The organism is Pseudomonas sp. PKS, from assembly GCF_051913525.1.
Classification (GTDB): domain Bacteria; phylum Pseudomonadota; class Gammaproteobacteria; order Pseudomonadales; family Pseudomonadaceae; genus Aquipseudomonas; species Aquipseudomonas guariconensis_D.
Genome location: NZ_JBEGDO010000071.1, coordinates 1 through 257, shown reverse-complemented (window position 1 = coordinate 257; position 257 = coordinate 1). Strand labels below are relative to the sequence as shown.

The window sequence follows — 257 nt, the reverse complement described above, 5'->3', positions numbered from 1 at the left end:
CTTCCGATCTGAGCAACTGGCTTTTAACCAGTGGGTCCGGAGTTCGAATCTCCGACGAGTCACCATTGTTTGGGGAATTGGCGGAATTGGCAGACGCACTAGACTTAGGATCTAGCGTCTTTGACGTAAGGGTTCAAGTCCCTTATTCCCCACCAACTTGGACAATAAATCGACCGGATAAAAACCGGTTTTTTATTTGAAAATTATTAAGTGTATATCAATGTTTTTATAAGATAAAAAAATTAAAAATTTTTCAA

The 257-nt window shown here is 38.9% G+C and carries 1 tRNA gene; it reads left to right on the top strand.

The window, feature by feature from the left end:
* Window positions 1-71 precede the first annotated feature (71 nt).
* Window positions 72-155, top strand: a tRNA-Leu gene (locus ABOA88_RS24120).
* The last annotated feature ends 102 nt before the right edge of the window (window positions 156-257 follow it).